Annotated in this window: 12 protein-coding genes and 1 pseudogene (1 of these 13 only partly in view); 6 read left to right on the top strand and 7 right to left on the bottom strand. The window is 59.6% G+C overall.

All coding sequences use genetic code 11. The features are described 5' to 3' along the window. The first annotated feature begins 163 nt into the window (after positions 1-163). Genes HQL56_05520 through HQL56_05505 form a run of 4 tightly spaced genes read left to right on the top strand, consistent with a single transcriptional unit; the run spans position 164 to position 4,535 of the window. Positions 164-1,480: an AAA family ATPase gene (locus tag HQL56_05520; protein ID MBF0308967.1), complete on the top strand. Its 1,317-nt coding sequence runs from the start codon at positions 164-166 to the stop codon at positions 1,478-1,480. Then, positions 1,480-2,118 (top strand): TIGR02646 family protein, encoded by a 639-nt coding sequence (locus HQL56_05515; protein ID MBF0308966.1) that lies wholly within the window; start codon positions 1,480-1,482, stop codon positions 2,116-2,118. Before HQL56_05520 ends, HQL56_05515 begins: the two co-directional genes overlap by 1 nt. Positions 2,119-2,121: 3 nt before the next feature. Then, the gene (locus tag HQL56_05510) at positions 2,122-3,060 is read left to right on the top strand and encodes an NAD-dependent epimerase/dehydratase family protein (protein MBF0308965.1); all 939 of its coding nucleotides are present in this window, start codon (positions 2,122-2,124) and stop codon (positions 3,058-3,060) included. Continuing rightward, positions 3,057-4,535: a putative DNA binding domain-containing protein gene (locus HQL56_05505; protein ID MBF0308964.1), complete on the top strand. Its 1,479-nt coding sequence runs from the start codon at positions 3,057-3,059 to the stop codon at positions 4,533-4,535. The genes HQL56_05510 and HQL56_05505 overlap by 4 nt, the downstream gene beginning before the upstream one ends. Before the next feature lie 177 nt (positions 4,536-4,712). Here HQL56_05505 and HQL56_05500 read toward each other — a convergent pair whose 3' ends face one another. The 3 genes from HQL56_05500 to HQL56_05490 form a co-directional block, all read right to left on the bottom strand. Further along, on the bottom strand, positions 4,713-6,827 hold the full coding sequence (locus tag HQL56_05500) for a SpoIIE family protein phosphatase (GenBank protein MBF0308963.1): 2,115 nt from the start codon (positions 6,825-6,827) through the stop codon (positions 4,713-4,715). A gap of 712 nt (positions 6,828-7,539) precedes the next feature. After that, positions 7,540-9,585, bottom strand: coding sequence for a hypothetical protein (locus tag HQL56_05495; GenBank protein ID MBF0308962.1), 2,046 nt, complete (start codon positions 9,583-9,585; stop codon positions 7,540-7,542). 52 nt (positions 9,586-9,637) lie between these two features. Beyond that, positions 9,638-10,054: a M67 family metallopeptidase gene (locus HQL56_05490; protein ID MBF0308961.1), complete on the bottom strand. Its 417-nt coding sequence runs from the start codon at positions 10,052-10,054 to the stop codon at positions 9,638-9,640. Between the two features lie 108 nt (positions 10,055-10,162). Between HQL56_05490 and HQL56_05485 the strand changes: the two genes are divergently transcribed. Further along, positions 10,163-10,462 carry a WGR domain-containing protein gene (locus tag HQL56_05485; GenBank protein MBF0308960.1) on the top strand — a complete coding sequence of 100 codons (300 nt, stop codon included), beginning with the start codon at positions 10,163-10,165 and terminating at the stop codon, positions 10,460-10,462. Beyond that, positions 10,446-11,072: an MBL fold metallo-hydrolase gene (locus HQL56_05480; GenBank protein ID MBF0308959.1), complete on the top strand. Its 627-nt coding sequence runs from the start codon at positions 10,446-10,448 to the stop codon at positions 11,070-11,072. Before HQL56_05485 ends, HQL56_05480 begins: the two co-directional genes overlap by 17 nt. 16 nt (positions 11,073-11,088) lie before the next feature. Here HQL56_05480 and HQL56_05475 read toward each other — a convergent pair whose 3' ends face one another. The 4 genes and pseudogenes from HQL56_05475 to HQL56_05460 all read right to left on the bottom strand — a co-directional run. Then, the gene (locus HQL56_05475) at positions 11,089-12,270 is read right to left on the bottom strand and encodes a hypothetical protein (protein MBF0308958.1); all 1,182 of its coding nucleotides are present in this window, start codon (positions 12,268-12,270) and stop codon (positions 11,089-11,091) included. Then, complete coding sequence (locus tag HQL56_05470) at positions 12,263-12,796, bottom strand: ImmA/IrrE family metallo-endopeptidase (protein MBF0308957.1); 534 nt, start codon at positions 12,794-12,796, stop codon at positions 12,263-12,265. Before HQL56_05470 ends, HQL56_05475 begins: the two co-directional genes overlap by 8 nt. Positions 12,797-12,998: 202 nt before the next feature. Continuing rightward, positions 12,999-13,433: an Hsp20/alpha crystallin family protein gene (locus HQL56_05465; GenBank protein ID MBF0308956.1), complete on the bottom strand. Its 435-nt coding sequence runs from the start codon at positions 13,431-13,433 to the stop codon at positions 12,999-13,001. 199 nt (positions 13,434-13,632) lie between these two features. Continuing rightward, positions 13,633-16,424: pseudogene (locus tag HQL56_05460) on the bottom strand (SEL1-like repeat protein); it runs 2,698 nt beyond the window's last position.

Genomic DNA, 16,424 nt, shown 5'->3' with positions numbered 1-16,424 from the left:
TTTTTCCGTTGACTTTAAAACAACCCGCGCTAGCGGGAAGGCTTGCAAGACAAGGTGAGACGTCTTTGGAGGGGGGCCACTTTCCCTGTTTCTTGGACTGGGCGGGCACAGTATAATTCCAAAGCGGGGGGATGCGCGGGGATTTTTTGCTGGGGGATGGCTGATGCGGATTGACGAGTTGCACCTGAAGAATTTCAAGTGTTTCGAGGACAGGCGCTTCGGGCCGTTTGATCCGCAGTTCAATCTGGTGATCGGGGATAATGGTACGGGGAAGACCTCTTTTTTCCAGGCGATGGAGGTTGTGTTATCGGAGTGGTTGCGTGCCGATGTTTACGGATCGCTAGATCGAACGCTAGATCAGTGGGAAAAGGGGCAGAAGCTGCGAACATTTGATCTCGAAAAAGTTAGGCAAATTGAATCACCTGGGGCAGTTTTCCAGCTCGAATTCTGTCATCCTGCCTTCTTGACGGTTAATGCCACAATAGGAGAACTGTCTGCAAACTCACATATTGAACTGAGCCAGGATGAACATTCCGCTCCGCTTTATCGTTTGAGCGTTTCGCCCGAAACGGACAACATTCGGAAACTGGCTTTGGGAATCTTCACTCGGGTGCGGGCTTGGCAAGACGAAATTCTGCCCCTGGTGGCCAGTTACGACGAATACCGCGCCTCTTCCACGACTCCGGTTATAATCGCTTCGACCGATCTGGGGGGGCTGCCTTCCCGCTTCGACGGATATCGGGAGGCCCAGGGTTCCTCCCTCTCCGGGGAGAGGTTGACCACTTGGTTTGCCAATAAATACTGGATTGCCTGGGGAGAGGATAAAGTACCTTTCGACCTGCCGGTAGTTCGGGAGGCCATTCGGCAGTTCCTGCCGGGAGCGGAAAAGATCGATTTCGACCGGGTGCGCAAAGAGATTGTCGCGACCATCCAGGGCAAAACTCTGCCTTTCTCCCTGCTGAGTCGGGGGCAGCGGGACATGATGGCACTGGTCGGCGACCTGGCCCAGCGGGCGGTCTCCTTGAATCCCCACCTTGAAAATCCCTTGCAGGAGACCCCCGGAGTGGTGCTGATCGACGAACTGGATCTGCATCTCCACCCCAAATGGCAACGAAACATCGTTCACGATCTGAAGCGGGTTTTCCCCAAACTGCAATTCTTCTGCACCACCCACTCCCCCGTGTTGATCGGCGAGGTGAAGCCCGAGGAGATCGTCTTTTTGGAGGAGCCGGCTTCCCGTCGCACCTTCGGCATGGACGCCAACGCCATATTGAACCACGTCATGGGTGGAACGGAGCGTAATGCCGAAGTCAAACGGGACCTGGATGCGATTTTCGATTGGATCGAGGCAGGTGAGTTCGAGTCGGCCAAAAAAGCCATCACGGATCTCCGTAACCGAATAGGGGATATCCCCGATCTGGTGGCGGCGGAGGTGGCGCTTTTCGACTATCAGAACAGCGATGGCCGGGAGGAGGGGTGATGCGTCATATCCAAAAAGGCCCACCACCGGGCCAGTTGGTGCAATGGCGGCAAGAGGGACTGGTATTCGACTTCCTGCCGGATCGGCGTCTGCTTCGAGAGAAGTTGCTTGCCGAACAGCACCGCCTGTGCGCCTATACCATGCGGCGCATCGGTTCCGATAACAGTCACATCGAACATATCGTGCCGCAATCGCAGGATCCTGAACGGGCGTTGGATTGGAACAATATGGTGGCGTGTGACGAATCGAGCCATTATGGCGCTCATTATAAAAAAGATGAACGAGTGTTTCTCTCAGGCGAGGCCAACTTTCTCTCCCCCCTGAACCCCTCCTGCGAAAGCCGTCTGCAGTATCACCGAGATGGGCAGGTAGCGGGCACCGACGACGTGGCCGATAAGACCATCAGGCGCCTCAATCTGAATCATACCGATTTGCAAACGGACCGGCGGGTGGCTTTCGAAACGGCGGGGTTGGTCCCCAAAAGAGGCTCCCGTCCCGGAAAACCGCTCATGAAAACCCCATTGGAAGCCCGGCGTTTCGCCCAAAAAGTCATTGATCCGAACCAGGGTGAACTGCCGCCCTTCTGCCAGGCCCTGTTCCAGGTTGCCGGGCAGCGCGCCGCACAGGGAGGAGTCTGACCCATGCCCCACTATCTGGTTACCGGCGGTTGCGGATTCATCGGTTCTCATCTGGTCGAGGCGCTGCTGGCGGCGGGGCATCGGGTGCGGGTGTTGGACGATCTCTCCACCGGCAAGCTGGAAAACCTCCCGCCGGGGGTGGATTTCCGGCGCGGCGACGTGGCCGAGGAGGCCGATGTGGCGCGCGCCATGGAGGAGGTGGAGGGCTGTTTTCATCTGGCGGCCATCAGCTCCGTGGCCCGCTCCAACGAAGCCTGGTTCGAAACCCATCGCGTCAATCTGGGCGGGGCCATTCGCGTTTTCGAGGCGGCCAAACGCTGCGGCGGCCTGCCGGTGGTCTACGCCTCCTCCGCCTCGCTCTACGGCAACGCCGGGCCGCTGCCCCTCTCCGAAACCACTCTGCCGCGCCCGCTGACCGCTTACGGGGCCGACAAGTTCGGCTGCGAACTGCACGCCCGGGCCGCCAGCCATGTTCACGGCGTGCCCACCGTCGGCTTCCGCTTCTTCAACGTCTACGGTCCCCGGCAGGATCCGCGTTCGCCTTACTCCGGCGTCATCTCCATCTTCATCGACCGGCTGCTGAACGATCAGGTCCTGATGATCCACGGCGACGGCCAACAGGTGCGGGATTACGTCTACGTCGGCGATGTGGTGCGCTTCCTCCTGGCGGGCATGAAACGGGCTCCCCGCGAGGCGGAAGTCTACAACGTCTGCTCCGGACACGGCGTCTCCCTGTTGGAACTGATCGCCACCCTGGGGGAGGTCAGCGGCCTGACCCCCCGCACCGTAAACGTCGCCCCCCGTCCCGGCGACATTCGCGCCTCCATCGGCGACCCCACCCTGGGGCGGACCACCCTGGGCCTTACCTGCCAAACCCCCATGTCCGTCGGGCTGAAGGATACTTGGGAAGCGTTGCGGGGGAGGGCCCTATCAGCCCCATGAAAACCGGTCGGACCGCACCACAAGCGAATGAAACGCTCGCCTCGTTGGTCAATTCACTGATAAGTAACCAGCGGGAAACGTCATGGGTCGAGTTCAAGGTGAACAATGCCAATCCGAAAGAGATTGGTGAATACCTCTCTGCATTGTCCAATGCGGCCGCCTTGTCAGAAAAACCGTATGGATATCTTGTTTGGGGGGTTGATGATGCCACCCATGAGGTCATCGGCACGACCTTTATTCCCGAAGAAGCTCGAAACGGCAACGAGGAATTGCGTGTTTGGCTGGCACGCATGCTCAACCCCCGGTTGGTTTTCACCTTTCATCGCTTCCAAATGGGCGGAAAAGAGGTTGTCCTGCTGGAAGTTCCGTCTGCCAAGAATCAACCTACACAGTTTGCTGGGGATGAATTTATTCGCATCGGATCTTCCAAGAAACCGCTGAAAGGGTATCCTGAATACGAGCGCGATCTTTGGCGCTTGTTCGATCGAAAGCCTTTCGAAACGGGTATTGCCCTCGAAAACCTGGCTGAATCAGATGTTTTGAGCCTTTTGGATTTTCCCGCTTTTTTCGAAATGCTCCAGCAGCCTTTGCCTTCCGACACCCAACGGATTCTGCATCGGTTGAATGCCGAAAATATGACGATTGCCAATGCTGCGGGAGGATTGGATGTGACCAACCTCGGCGCCATTCTGTTTGCCAAGAAATTGAAGGATTTTGGCCGACTGGCCCGAAAAGCCCTGCGCGTTGTGGTCTACGAGGGGTCGGGACGCATTCAAACCGTGCGTGAGCAGGAGGGGCAAAAAGTCTATGCCTCGGGTTTTGAAGGGCTGCTCGAATTTGTCAGAACCCTGTTGCCTCGAAATGAGGTGATCGGCAAAGCCTTGCGTCAGGACGTGCCGATGTATCCGGATCTCGCCATTCGGGAGTTGGTCGCCAACGCTCTGATTCACCAGGATTTCTCGGTGACGGGTTCGGGACCGATGGTCGAGATCTTTTCGGATCGTATGGAAATCACCAATCCCGGATACCCCCTGGTGAGTACGGACCGTTTTCTGGACAGCCCGCCGCGATCCCGTAATGAAGCCTTGGCTGCTTTCATGCGTCGCATCGGGGTTTGCGAAGAGCGTGGCAGCGGGGTGGACAAGGTCGTCTCCGAAATGGAACGGTATCAGTTGCCCGCTCCCCGTTTCGAAACCCCGGAAGGATCCCCCCGAGCCACTCTGTTTGCCCATAAACCCTTTAGCGATATGGATTCCCGCGAACGGGTTCATGCCTGTTACCTTCACGCCTGCCTGCGGTATACTCAAAATAATCCTATGACGAACGGCAGTTTGCGAGAGCGTTTTGGCATCGCCGCCCATAACAGTGCAACCGCTTCCCGGATAATCCGAGACGCCATAGAGGCCGAAAAAATCAAACCACTGAACCCGGAGCAGGCCAAGAAAAATTCCCGGTATCTGCCTTGGTGGGCCTGAATTATTATTACCATTTCCGGAGGTCGAATTTATTTGATCACGTCACGCAAAACAGGGCGAAAACAGGATCAAATACGGCGGAATACGCTCCAATGATCTTGTAAAACAAATAGTTGAATGAATTGCTCCCCTGCCGGATTTATTTGATGGGTATTTGATGCTCCGCCTTCGGTGGGGTTATGCCTTGAGCGTCACCTCCACCACGCTGATGTCGTCGGTCTGTTCCTTGCTGGCGCGGAAGGCTTCCAGGAAGAGGCGCAGTTTCTCCAGTTCCTCCCCGTTGCGCAGTACTTGTCCCATCACCTGTTCCAGGGCGTCCTGGCCCAGGCGTTCGCCCTCCGGGTCCATCAGGTCGGCCACGCCGTCGGAATAGAGCAGAACCTTGTCGCCCGGATGCAGCAGAACCACGTCGGCCTCGTAGCTCTCCTCCTTCAACACCCCGCACGGCAGGTAACGCGACGGAAGGCGTTCATGCACCGTGCTGCCGCGAAACAGCAGCACCTCCGGCATGCTGCAGTTCCACAGGGCCAGGTGGCCCGTGGTCTCGTCCATCTCCAGAAAAATGCCCGCCATGAACATCCCCGTGGGCATTTTGCGGTTCAATTGCTCGTTGATCTCCGTCAGAAGGGTGGCCATGGGCAGCCCTTTGGCGGTCATGGCGTAGAAGATGTCCGAGACCAGCGGGCCGCCCAAGGCGGCGGTCAGTCCGTGGCCGGTGAAATCGCCCAGCATGACGTGCCAGCGACCGTCTTCCCGGCGGGCCGAAAGCAGCAGGTCGCCGGCGGTCTTTTCCACCGGCGCCAGCAGATAACGCAGGCCCCGCGCGTCGAAATGGGGTGAGGTGCGCATGCGGGTGATGACCTCTTCGATGAACTCCCGTTCGTAGGCCATGCGGTCCCGCTGACGGCGCACCTCTTCTTCCATGCGCACCCGCTGGGTGACGTTCTCCTTGAAAAGCAGCACGCCGCCGATCTCCCCCCGGTTTTGCCGCCAGGGAAAGGCCTCCCAGGTGATGTATTCCGTTTCGCCCGACTCGGTGACGAAGGGTTCGGCCTCCTGACGTTCCCATTTGCCTTGCAAGGCGCGTTGGAAGATCTCCTGCCAGCGTTCCGGGAGGTTGCGCACCAGCTCGAAATGGCTTTGACCGCGAGCCTGGTTGGCATCGAGGTTGTGGTCGTCCAGCCAGCGGTGCGAGGCCTGGAGATAGCGCAGGCCCTGATCGAACAGGGCCGTGGCCACCGGGACATGCCGCATCAGCAGGCCGATCTGTTCCAGATGACGCCGCTTTTCCAGGACGGCTCTCAACTTGACCAGGACAAGGATGTAAAGCAGCACCATCAACAGGCCGTTTTCCAGAAAGTGTTCGATATATTCGGCCTGATCGGTGAAATAGGGGCGCAGCAGACCCACCTGCAGTTCCGGGGCGTTGTCCAGGGCTATCAGTTCCCCGAAATGGCGACGTTTGGCTCCCAGAAGACCCTGATGGGGCAGGGTGGACACCTGGTCCGGAGGGAGGGGTTCTTCCCAACGCAACCAGCCTTCCGCATCCCGGCTCAAGGGCGCTCCGCTCTCCGTTGTGGCCTTCAAGGGGAATTTGCGGGCTTTTTCGATGGCCTGCCGTTCGCTTTCGTTCAGGGAGCGGGTGGGGGAGAGGTGCAGGGCCGGGTGGTTGGCCGCAAAGGTGATGCCGTTTTCTTCCACCAGCATGCGAATGGCACGTTGGGGGGCATCCAGCTGGGTTGGGGGCAACAGGATTTCGGCGGGGTATTTGACGGCCACCACGCCCACCACTTCCCGTTGGTCGTTTTCCACGGGTTGGCCCAGATAGAGCCCCACCACGTTGGAGGTGACGCCCTGGGCCACGTAGAGGCCGGGTCGTCTTTGCAACGCATTCTGAAAATAGGGGCGAAAACCGTAGTTCTTGCCCACGAATGAGCCGGGTTCGTCGGCGTTGCTGGAGGCCACGGTGGTGCCTTCGGCGTCCATCAGGTAGACCACGTCGGCTTTGATCAGGTGGGCGTAGTCCGACAGATAGCGATTGAGTTCTTCCGGCGGGTTCGCACGGGCGGCGAAGGAGCGCACCGTGTTTTGCCGGGCGAGGATGCGTACCGGCAGGGTCAGGGAGGCCAGGGTGGTTTCCGCCTGATGTTTGAATTGCAGGGCCTGGAGATGGGTCTCCTCCCGGAGTTCCGAGAGCAGCCATTGTCGGGTCAGGAGATGGCTGACGGCAACGAGAAGGATACCGAGCAGGAGCAGGCCGGTCAGGCGGAGCAGGGAGAGCAGGGCGTTCATACCGGCAGGGCCTCGTTGCAGCCCGGAACGGAAGGAGTCCGGAAGGGGGGTATCCTTGCCGATCAGGGGGAGGTCGTCAACAAAAAAAATAAGGCCGGGAAAAGAGCAGGTACCTGGGAAAGCCTCGTGTTTCCATTCATACGGGGGTCCGGGGGGGATTATCCCCCACGGCGGGGTTTGGGGCGGAGCCCCAAGGTGTTGACGTGGCCGTAGCGGTCCGCAGCATCAAGATTAGGGCACTAAATTTATCACCCGCACGATCCGGACGTCCCGCTGCGGACCGCGGGGGGGCAAGGGGGGGCCTCATCCCCCCATCTTTTTTAGCGGACGCACCGCCCGAAAGGAACCGGGTGACCTGACCGATACGTTCGCTCCATCGCCGTTCTCACCTCGCACCCTTCGGGAGCAGGGCAAAGTACTCCGCACCCGGTAGGCAAAGCGAGCGTTGTTTCAACCTGGCGTTTGACAGTTCGGCGCGTTCAAGGATGGGGGGATGAGGCCCCCCCTTGCCCCCCCGCGGTCCGCAGCGGGTTGTCCGGATCGTGCAGGTGGTGGCTTGCTACGCTATCCTTGAGGCTGCGGACCGCGACGTCCACGTCAACACCTCGGGGCGCTGCCCCGAACCCCGCCGGGGGGGATAATCCCCCCCGGACCCCCGTATGAATGAACGGATGATACGGCTGAAGCCTCCCCGTCCCGTATTTATCGTGACCTATCGTTTGACGTGAGGCGGGTCTTCGTGATCGGGATTCTCCATGCGGAACAAGCCCAAGACGTAGTTCAGCTCCTCCGTGACATTGGCGATGTCCTGCGCATGCTGATTGAGCTGATTGGAAATGCGGGCCATCACCTCGGAAGAGCGTTTGACCTCCCCCATCGAATCCTGCAACGCCGCCGCGCCATGGGTCGCCTCGGTCATGTTGTGGGCAATGGCCACATTGCCGGCAAACGCCTCCTCCACACTGCCCGACATGGAGGTGATGTTCTCGGAAGCCTGGGAAACATTGCTGTTGACCTCCCCGATGGCTCGCGAAATCTCCCCCATGCGTTGGGTGATCTCATTGATTCGCGCCGTGGAATCGGTCACCTTGCCCGTGACATCCCGTGTCTCCCGCGCCACGTCGCCGATCGATTGACCGATCTGCCCGACCGTGGCCGATTGATGGTCCACCGCCAGAAGAATCTCCGCATTGGCCTGGGTGATGCGCTCGATGGTCCGGGTCACGGAACGGGTGCCCTCGGCAACCTCGCCGGTGGAGGTCTGAATCTCGTCGATGCGCTCCGAAATCATCTGCGTGGCCTGACCGGTCTGCCGGGCCAACTCCTTGACCTCGTCAGCCACCACCGCGAAGCCCTTGCCGGCTTCGCCGGCACCCGCCGCCTCGATGGAGGCGTTGAGCGCCAACATGTTGGTCTGCTCCGAAATGTCGTTGATCAGCTCCAGAACCTTGCCGATCTCTTTGGCGGAAGCGGCCAGCCGTTCCATGAGTTCCTGATTGCTCTGGGCATGACGATTGGCCCGCCCCGACTCGTCACTGGCGGCCTGACACTGACGACGCACCTTCTCCAGGGAAGAGGTCATGCGTTCCACGGCATTGGCCACCGTGGCGATGTTCTCGCTGGCCCCGGCAGCGAAGGCCTGCACATCCCCCATGATCTCGCTGGCCTGCTCCGTGGCGCTGAAAACCGACTGCAGATTGCCCGTGGCCTCCTCGGAAACCTCCGAAATGACGTTCATGCTCACACTGGCCTCACGGGCCGTGTTGGAGATGACGTTCATGCTGCGATTGGCCTCTTCCGTGGCCTTGGAAATGGTCTCCATGCTGCCGGTCACCCGTGCGGTGGAGGTCACCACCACGGCGGCCTGATGGTTCAACCCCTCGGCGTTGCGAATCATGTCGGAAGCGGCCTGGGACAGCTCCCGCGAGATATCCTGCAGCGTGCCGCTGTTGACTTCGACCTGACGCAACACCTGGGTGATGTTGGCGGCCATCTTGTTGAGGGCCTGATCCAGACCGGTGGCGGAGCGGCCATCCCGACCGAAAACGGTGAGGTCACCTTCCATGAAGTTGCGCGCCAGATTGGCCAGATTGCCGGGATCGTCCCCCAGAAGTTCGACCACGTTGCGGGTGATGAAATAGGCGATGCCGACCGATGCCCCGGAGACCAGAATCAACAGCAGCAGGCTCCACAGCCGTCCTGTGCGCAACTCCTCGGCATGGTGGGTCACCATCTCCTGTTCGACGGACAAAGCCGCCTCGATGGTGGCTTGCAGAGCCTCGGCGGTGGCGCTGCGCGCCTCCTGGAAGCGACGGTCCACCTGAGCCATGCGGGCGGTTGCCGAACGGGGATCGCTTTCGAGCAGGGAGCAGACCTTGTCGGCCAGATCGAGCTGTTCGGCGAAGGCCTGATGAAAACGGTTGGCCTGTTCTTTTTCGCCGCTGAGTTCCGTGGCCGCCTGAATCACGGCTTTGTCGGTATCCACGCTGCGGCGGAGTTTTTCCACCGCTTCCCGAGCCGGGGCGGCTTGTCCCTGGAACACCGCACCGGCGACGGTGGGGTACAACTCCGCCGTTTTGCGGCTGATGGCCTGCATGGCCTTCAGATCGAGGGTCTTGCGTCCCACCTCGTCGCGGTCATCGGCGAGAATACCCAGGCGCAACGCCTGAATCAGACCGAACAGAACCACCATGACGACAATGGCCGTGAAGCCGAAGTGGAGTTTCTTTTTGACGGTCAGGCGGTTCCACCACTCCAAAGTCGATTCTCCATTCAAGGCTGGATGGTTTGCCTATTTGACGTTCTTCTTATCATGTCTCGTCGTGCAGCACCAGTTCCTGAGCATGAAATGTGCCGTCTTGATATAAAAAACCGCGCAAATCCAGGCAGCCTTGGGTATTCAGCGAGCAGATCAGGTGCAACAGACCGGGATGATTGTCTTCGGTCAGATCGGTCGGGGAGGGCTCGGCGGGGCTGTTCGGGTGACTGTGACAGATGGCCACCACCTGCTTGCCCTCCTGACGGAACTGCCGCATCAGGGCGATCTGCGCCTGCGGATCGGCCAGATAACGGTCCTCCCGACCACTGATGTTGGGCAAAGGATGCCACTCGGTCAATTCGCCCGGACGCCCGCAGAGCAGAGCCACGCTCTCTCGCGGGGCGCAACGCTGGGCGTGGCCGAGAATACGGTTGACCAAAGGCCGGGGTATCTTCCAAACGCCGTCCAAAACACCACCTCCGCAGCTTTTTGCATGGCAACCGTGGACAATTGAGCCGGATCCCGCATATTAAATCAGGCGCGACGTTGATCCCACTTAAAAATTGCGACTGCTGCCATGAAAGCCTACCTGCAACGGCTCAATCCGGCCAAGGATATCATTTGGTACTATTCCCTCCAGATACAACGGGACCTCTTCGGTCATTGGAGGGTGTTGCGGGAATGGGGAAAGGCGGGATCCCCCGGTACGTTGCGTGCGGAACCCTTCAGTTGTTATGAAGACGCCCTGCTCTCTTTTCAGTCCTGGCGGACCGAACTGGTGCAGAAGGGGTATCAGGTCGTCATGCAGGAGGGGTTGTCGCCGGCCATGGCCAAATCGATTGCTGCCGAAGGTGAGCCGAATGAAGATTCTTCATGAGATTGTGGAAACCGGGCCCTTGCAGGTCAACACCCAGATTCTGATGCGGGAAGATCGGGACGACGCGGTGCTGATCGATCCGGGCGGGGATGCCGGGCAACTGCTCAAGATACTGGAACGGGCCGGGCGCAAATTGACCCATATCGTCAACACCCACGGCCATTTCGACCATATCGGCGCGGTGGGCGCTCTGCAGGAGAAGACCGGCTGCCACTTCTGGATACACGAGGCGGATCGTTTCCTGGTGGATGCGGCGCCGCGTCAGGCGGCCATGTGGGGCTTGTCCTTCGGCAAGACGCCGCGCATCGATCGCGCCCTGCAACCCGGAGAGACCCTCGACGTGGCCGGCATCGCCCTGCAGGTGATCCACACGCCGGGTCACACCCCCGGCGGCGTCTGCCTGCGCTGGGGCAACGACATGGCGGTGGGCGACACCCTTTTCGCCGGCTCCATCGGTCGCACCGACCTGCCCGGCGGCCACCACCAGACCCTGCTCAACGCCATCCGCCACCAGCTGCTGACCCTCGACGACAGCGTGGTCTGCCATCCGGGCCACGGCCCCTCCACCACCATCGGCGCGGAACGGCGGGGCAATCCGTTTTTGGGGTAGGGGTCAGGGGGCGAACTCAGAGCGGAATTTTCACCGAATCCTCGGCCAATTCGACACCGGTGGTGATGGTGGAACGATCCGTTTCCAGGGAGGCTTCCTTGGTGATCGGTCCCTTGTTGGGTTCGACCGTCAGCCAGCGCTTGATTTGTTCATGGTGTTCCGGGGGCTTGCTTGTGGTCAGGACCGGGTCGGAAGAGTCACTTACGATATAGGGCAGCGTCAACAGGAATGGATTATTAACATCCTTAACGAATTCGGTTATCAGCTCGATACCGTGTTGCGGTTGAACCTGTTGTGAATTGATGATGGTGTTCTCGCATTTTTCCAGGGGGTAGGGGTTAAGATTTGTTCGCGTGGCATCCAACCAAAATACCGGATACAGATTTCCTTCCATTACCCCTTTCAGCTCCTTTCGTCCCATGTAATGCAGCGACAGGTCCGGCAGAGCGGGCGCCTCCGGGGAGCATTGCCGATACGTCATTACACTGGCCAGGATATAAGCCAACTCCAGGGATATGGGCATCTGACGCCGGTTAGCCAGACTTCCCAGACGGAAGCCGATATCCATGGAAGGTCCGATGAAATCGAGGATGACATCGTCCCGGTTTTCCGAGTCCCAATAGGCTTTGACCCTTTGCAACATGGAAGCTTCCGGGTCCGGTAACGATTCATCCTGCGCCATGTTTTGGGTGTGGGCGTTGCGTTGCAGCGCCACTTCGCAATTGATGACCGGGAAACCGGCGACCCAGGCGTACATTTTGACATCCAGTTGAATCTTCGTGTCTTTGTACTGCTGCTTCAGTTGTTCTCGAAAGGTTTCAGCCGTTTGGATCCAGGCTTTGATAGCGTAATAGACCTGGTAGCTGTGGGTAATCGTTTGGCAATAAATCAGTTCATCGCCCAAGGCTTTCCAGAAATGCAGGGGGTCGAATAGCCGGTTGTATTCGGGAAGATTGACTTTTAGTTTAACTTCGAATCGTTGCCAAATTTTGGCGATTGTCTGTTGAACTTCTTGATAAAAAAACTGGATCGGATTGCGCCAGGTCCAGGCGGGGTCGCTGCCGGTTCCCTTCAAGTCACGTTGTTTGATGGCGGTCGAACCGATCAGGTCGATGCTGAGAAACAGTCTGAGGCGCGGCTGCAGATAGGTGGGGACGGGGGGATGGTTTGAGAACGCGCCCTGGGCGGGGTCACTCATCCGGGATCAGTCCCAGGGATTTGGCGCGCACGGTTGCAGCCCGCATCGACACGCCGAACCGGTTGGCCACATAGTAGGTATCGCCATTTTCCTGATTCCACGCGGTTCTGAAATCCTCTTCCGGCATGAGAAACCCCGCCGCGAACCAGTTGGCCTCCGATTCGCCACGTCCCCCGCCATCCCGGTTGAAGGCTTTTGGTCCGAGCGATTTGTTCTCCGCCTGAGAGGGCATCACATAGTGCAAAACGTAGTGTCCCAGTTCATGGGCCACGGTGAAGCGATCCCGGCTGGCGCTGGTATTGTGGGATATTTTGATGGTGAACTTCTTGAGATCATCGATGATGATCGAGCCGCTGTCGCTGCTGACCAATTCCCAGGGAGGGACATAGTCGATGGTTCCTCCGGCCTTCCGCAAGGCGGCATCGATATCGCCGTTGGGGATATAGCCCAGCTGCCGGGCGATGGACGTGCCCAGGCGCTCAATGCTTTTGCGGGAATAGTTGGTTTCCGGAACGGGGTCCACCATGTCGAGAATCCCCTCGTTTTACTTTGAAGTGAGCGGTTCCTGCCAACGTAACGGAACAACGCTAGCATAATCGGATCAAAATCGCAATATTCGAGGTGTATTCGGGTACATATTTGTTGTGGCACGTCTTGATATGATTTGAGTTGTTGATAATGGCATCAACCAAGGGGAAATGACTCCCCTTGGTTGATGGGTGCAGGGTTCAGTGGACTTTGACGGCGATGGCGCGGGGTTTGGCTTCCTCTTTTTTGGGCAGGACGATTTCCAGAACGCCGTCGCGGTAGGTGGCCGAGATGTTCTCCACGTCCGCGGTGTTGGGGATGCGGAAGGAGCGGGAGAAGCGTCCGAAGCTGCGTTCCACGCGGCGATAGGTCTCATCCTTGATCTCCTGGGAGGCGTGCCGTTCCCCGGAGAGGGTCAGCAGGCCGTTGTCCAGTTCGACCTTGATCTCCTTCTGGTCCATGCCCGGCAGATCGGCCTGGAGGGTGATACGATCCTGTTCCTCCGTGATGTCGACGCGCACATCCCAGCCTCCGGTGTCGATGGGGCTGTTGCTCAGGGGATCGAAGAGGCGGGAGAGTTCCTGGTTCAGGGTGCGCATGGAGCGGAGCATGGGGTCGTAGTGCATGATGTTCATTTGAGGATCTCCTGCTTGTCGGATGGAGTGTGATGCCTTTGACAAGCTGGATATGGGGGCGGGGGAGGGGGATCGCAAGGTGGTGGGGGAATTTTTTTCGGTGTCGGCTCAGTCATACGGGGGTTCGGGGGGGATAATCCCCCACGGACCCCCGTATTTCTGAACGGATACGATTTGTTGCCGCCAACGTCTTGTTCGCCTACATCGCCTCCAGCAGGGCTTTGGCCTTTTCGTCACCCTGATCCGCTGCCTTGCGCAGCCATTTAATCGCTTCCGAAGGATCCCGAGCCACACCCCGACCCTGTTTATACATCGTCCCCAGTTCACGTTGCGCCCCGGCGTATCCCTGATCGGCCGCCTTGCGCACCCATTGCACGGCCAGCTTGAGATCCTGTGGAACACCCTTGCCTTTGGCATACATGCGGCCCAGGTTGGTTTGTGCCTCGGCCTCCCCCTGATCCGCCGCCTTGCGGTACCACTTTACCGCCATCTCCTCATCCTGCGGCACCCCTTTGCCAACTTCGTACATCACCCCCAGACCGTTCTGCGCTTCGGCCTCCCCCTGATCAGCGGCCTTGCGGAACCAGTTGACCGCTTCCTTGTCATCTTTGGGCACCCCTCTCCCGATCTCGTACATCACCCCAAGGCTGTACTGCGCCTTGGCCTCCCCCTGATCCGCCGCTTTGCGGTACCACACCACCGCTTCCGCATCATCCTGGGCCACGCCTTTGCCGCCTTCGTACATCAGACCCAGCGTGCTTTGCGCCCTGGCATTGCCTTGATCCGCCGCCTTGCGGTACCAGGCGACGGCCTCCCTGTCATCCTTCGCCACGCCGTTGCCCATATGGTACATCCAGCCCAGGTTGTACTGTGCCTCGGCATACCCCTGCTCGGCGGCCTTGCGGTACCAGACGACGGCCTCCTTGTCATCCTTCGACACCCCTTGGCCGTTTTCGTACATCCGCCCCAGGCTGTCCTGTGACCGGGTGTCCCCCTGCTCGGCGGCCTTGCGGTACCAGGTGACGGCTTCCTTGTCATCCCGCGGAACGCCTTTGCCTCTCTGGTAGGCCCTGCCCAGGCCGTATTGGGCCTTGGCCTCCCCCTGCTCGGCGGCCTTGCGATTCCAGGCGACGGCCTCCTTGTCGTCCTGCGTCACCCCTTTGCCGAACTCGTACATCAGGCCCAGGTTGTATTGCGCCGGGGCAAATTCCTGCTCGGCTGCCTTGCGGTACCAGGCTATGGCTTCCCCGTCACTCTGCGGCAGGCCTTTGCCGAGTTGATACATCAAGCCCAGAATGTGTTGTGCCTTGGCATATCCCTGCTCGGCGGCCTTGCGATACCAGGAGACCGCCTCACCATCATCCTGCGCCACGCCTTTGCCATTGCCGATCATCCAGCCCAGGTTGTATTGAGCCTCCGCATGGCCTTGTTCGGCAGCCTTGCGATACCAGGAGGCCGCCTCACCATCATCCTGCGCAACACCCTTGCCACTGTGGAACATCCGTCCCAGGTGGTTCTGCGCCTCGGCATACCCCTGATCGGCGGCTTTGCGGAACCAGGCGAGGGCCTCACTGTCATCCTGCGGCACCCCTTTGCCCCTTTGGCACATCCAGCCCAGGTTGTATTGGGCCTCCGCATGGCCTTGTTCGGCGGCCTTGCGGTACCAGGCGAGCGCCTCACCATCATCCTTCGCAACACCTTTGCCACTGAGGAACATCCGTCCCAGGTGGTTCTGCGCCTCGGCATACCCCTGATCGGCGGCCTTGCGGTACCAGGCGAAGGCCTCCTTGTCGTCCCGGTTTACGCCTTTGCCGTTTTCGTACATCCAGCCCAGGTTGTTTTGGGCGAAGTCACTACCCTGTTCCGCCACTTTGCGGAGCCAGATGACCGCTTCCTTGTCGTCTTGCGCCACACCCTCGCCGTGGTGGTATACCTGACTCAGAACCAATTGCGCCCTGGCATTCCCTTGCTCCGCAGCCTTGCGTAACCAGATGACCGCTTCCCCGGCGTCTTGCGGCACGACTTTGCCGAATCCGTATAGCAGCCCCAGTTCGGTTTGTGCCTCGGCATGCCCCTGCTCGGCAGCTTTGCGGTACCAGACGAGGGCCTCCTTGTCATCCTGGGCCACGCCTTGGCCCTTTTGGTACATCCGGCCCAGGTTGCTTTGCGCCGCGGCATGCCCCTGCTCGGCGGCCTTGCGATACCAGACGACCGCCTCACTGAAATTCTGCGGTACCCCTTTGCCGTTTTCCAACATCATGCCCAAGTTGTTTTGGGCGCTGGCAAGCCCCTGCTCGGCGGCCTTGCGGTACCAGGTGAGGGCCTCGTTGTCATTCTGTGGTACCCCTTTGCCTTCCTGGTACATCCAGCCCAGGTTGTTTTGGGCTTTGGCATGCCCCTGTCCGGCGGCTTTGCGGTACCAGGTGAGGGCCTCGTTGTCATTCTGTGGCACCCCTTTGCCTTCCTGGTACATCGCGCCCAGGTTGTTTTGAGCTTGAACAAACCCCTGCTCGGCGGCCTTGCGGAACCAGGTGGCCGCCTCCTTATCGTCCTGCGGTACGCCGGAGCCGTTTTGCAACATCACGCCCAGGTTGATTTGGGCAGGACCAAGACCCTGCTCGGCAGCCTTGCGGTACCAGGCGAGGGCCTCTTTGTCGTCCTTCGGCACGCCTTTGCCGTTTTGGTTCATCCAGCCCAGGTTGATTTGGGCAGGACCAAGACCCTGTTCGGCAGCCTTGCGGTACCAGTTGACCGCTTCCGCATCATCCTGCGCCACGCCGTTGCCACTGCGGTACATCCGGCCCAGGTTGTTCTGTGCCTCGGCATACCCTTGCCTGGCGGCCTTGCGGTACCAGGTTGCCGCCTCTTTGTCGTCCTGCGGCACACCTTGGCCGCTTTGGTACATCTCGCCCAGGTTGTTTTGAGCGTAGACGTTGCCCTGTTCGGCAGCCTTGCGGTACCAGTTGACCGCTTCCGCATCATCCTGCGCCA

It is taken from the genome of Magnetococcales bacterium (assembly GCA_015231925.1).
In the GTDB taxonomy this organism is placed as follows: Bacteria; Pseudomonadota; Magnetococcia; order Magnetococcales; family JADGAQ01; genus JADGAQ01.
The sequence above is the reverse complement of the archived record's forward strand: the minus strand, read 5'-3'. Positions and strand labels throughout refer to the sequence as shown.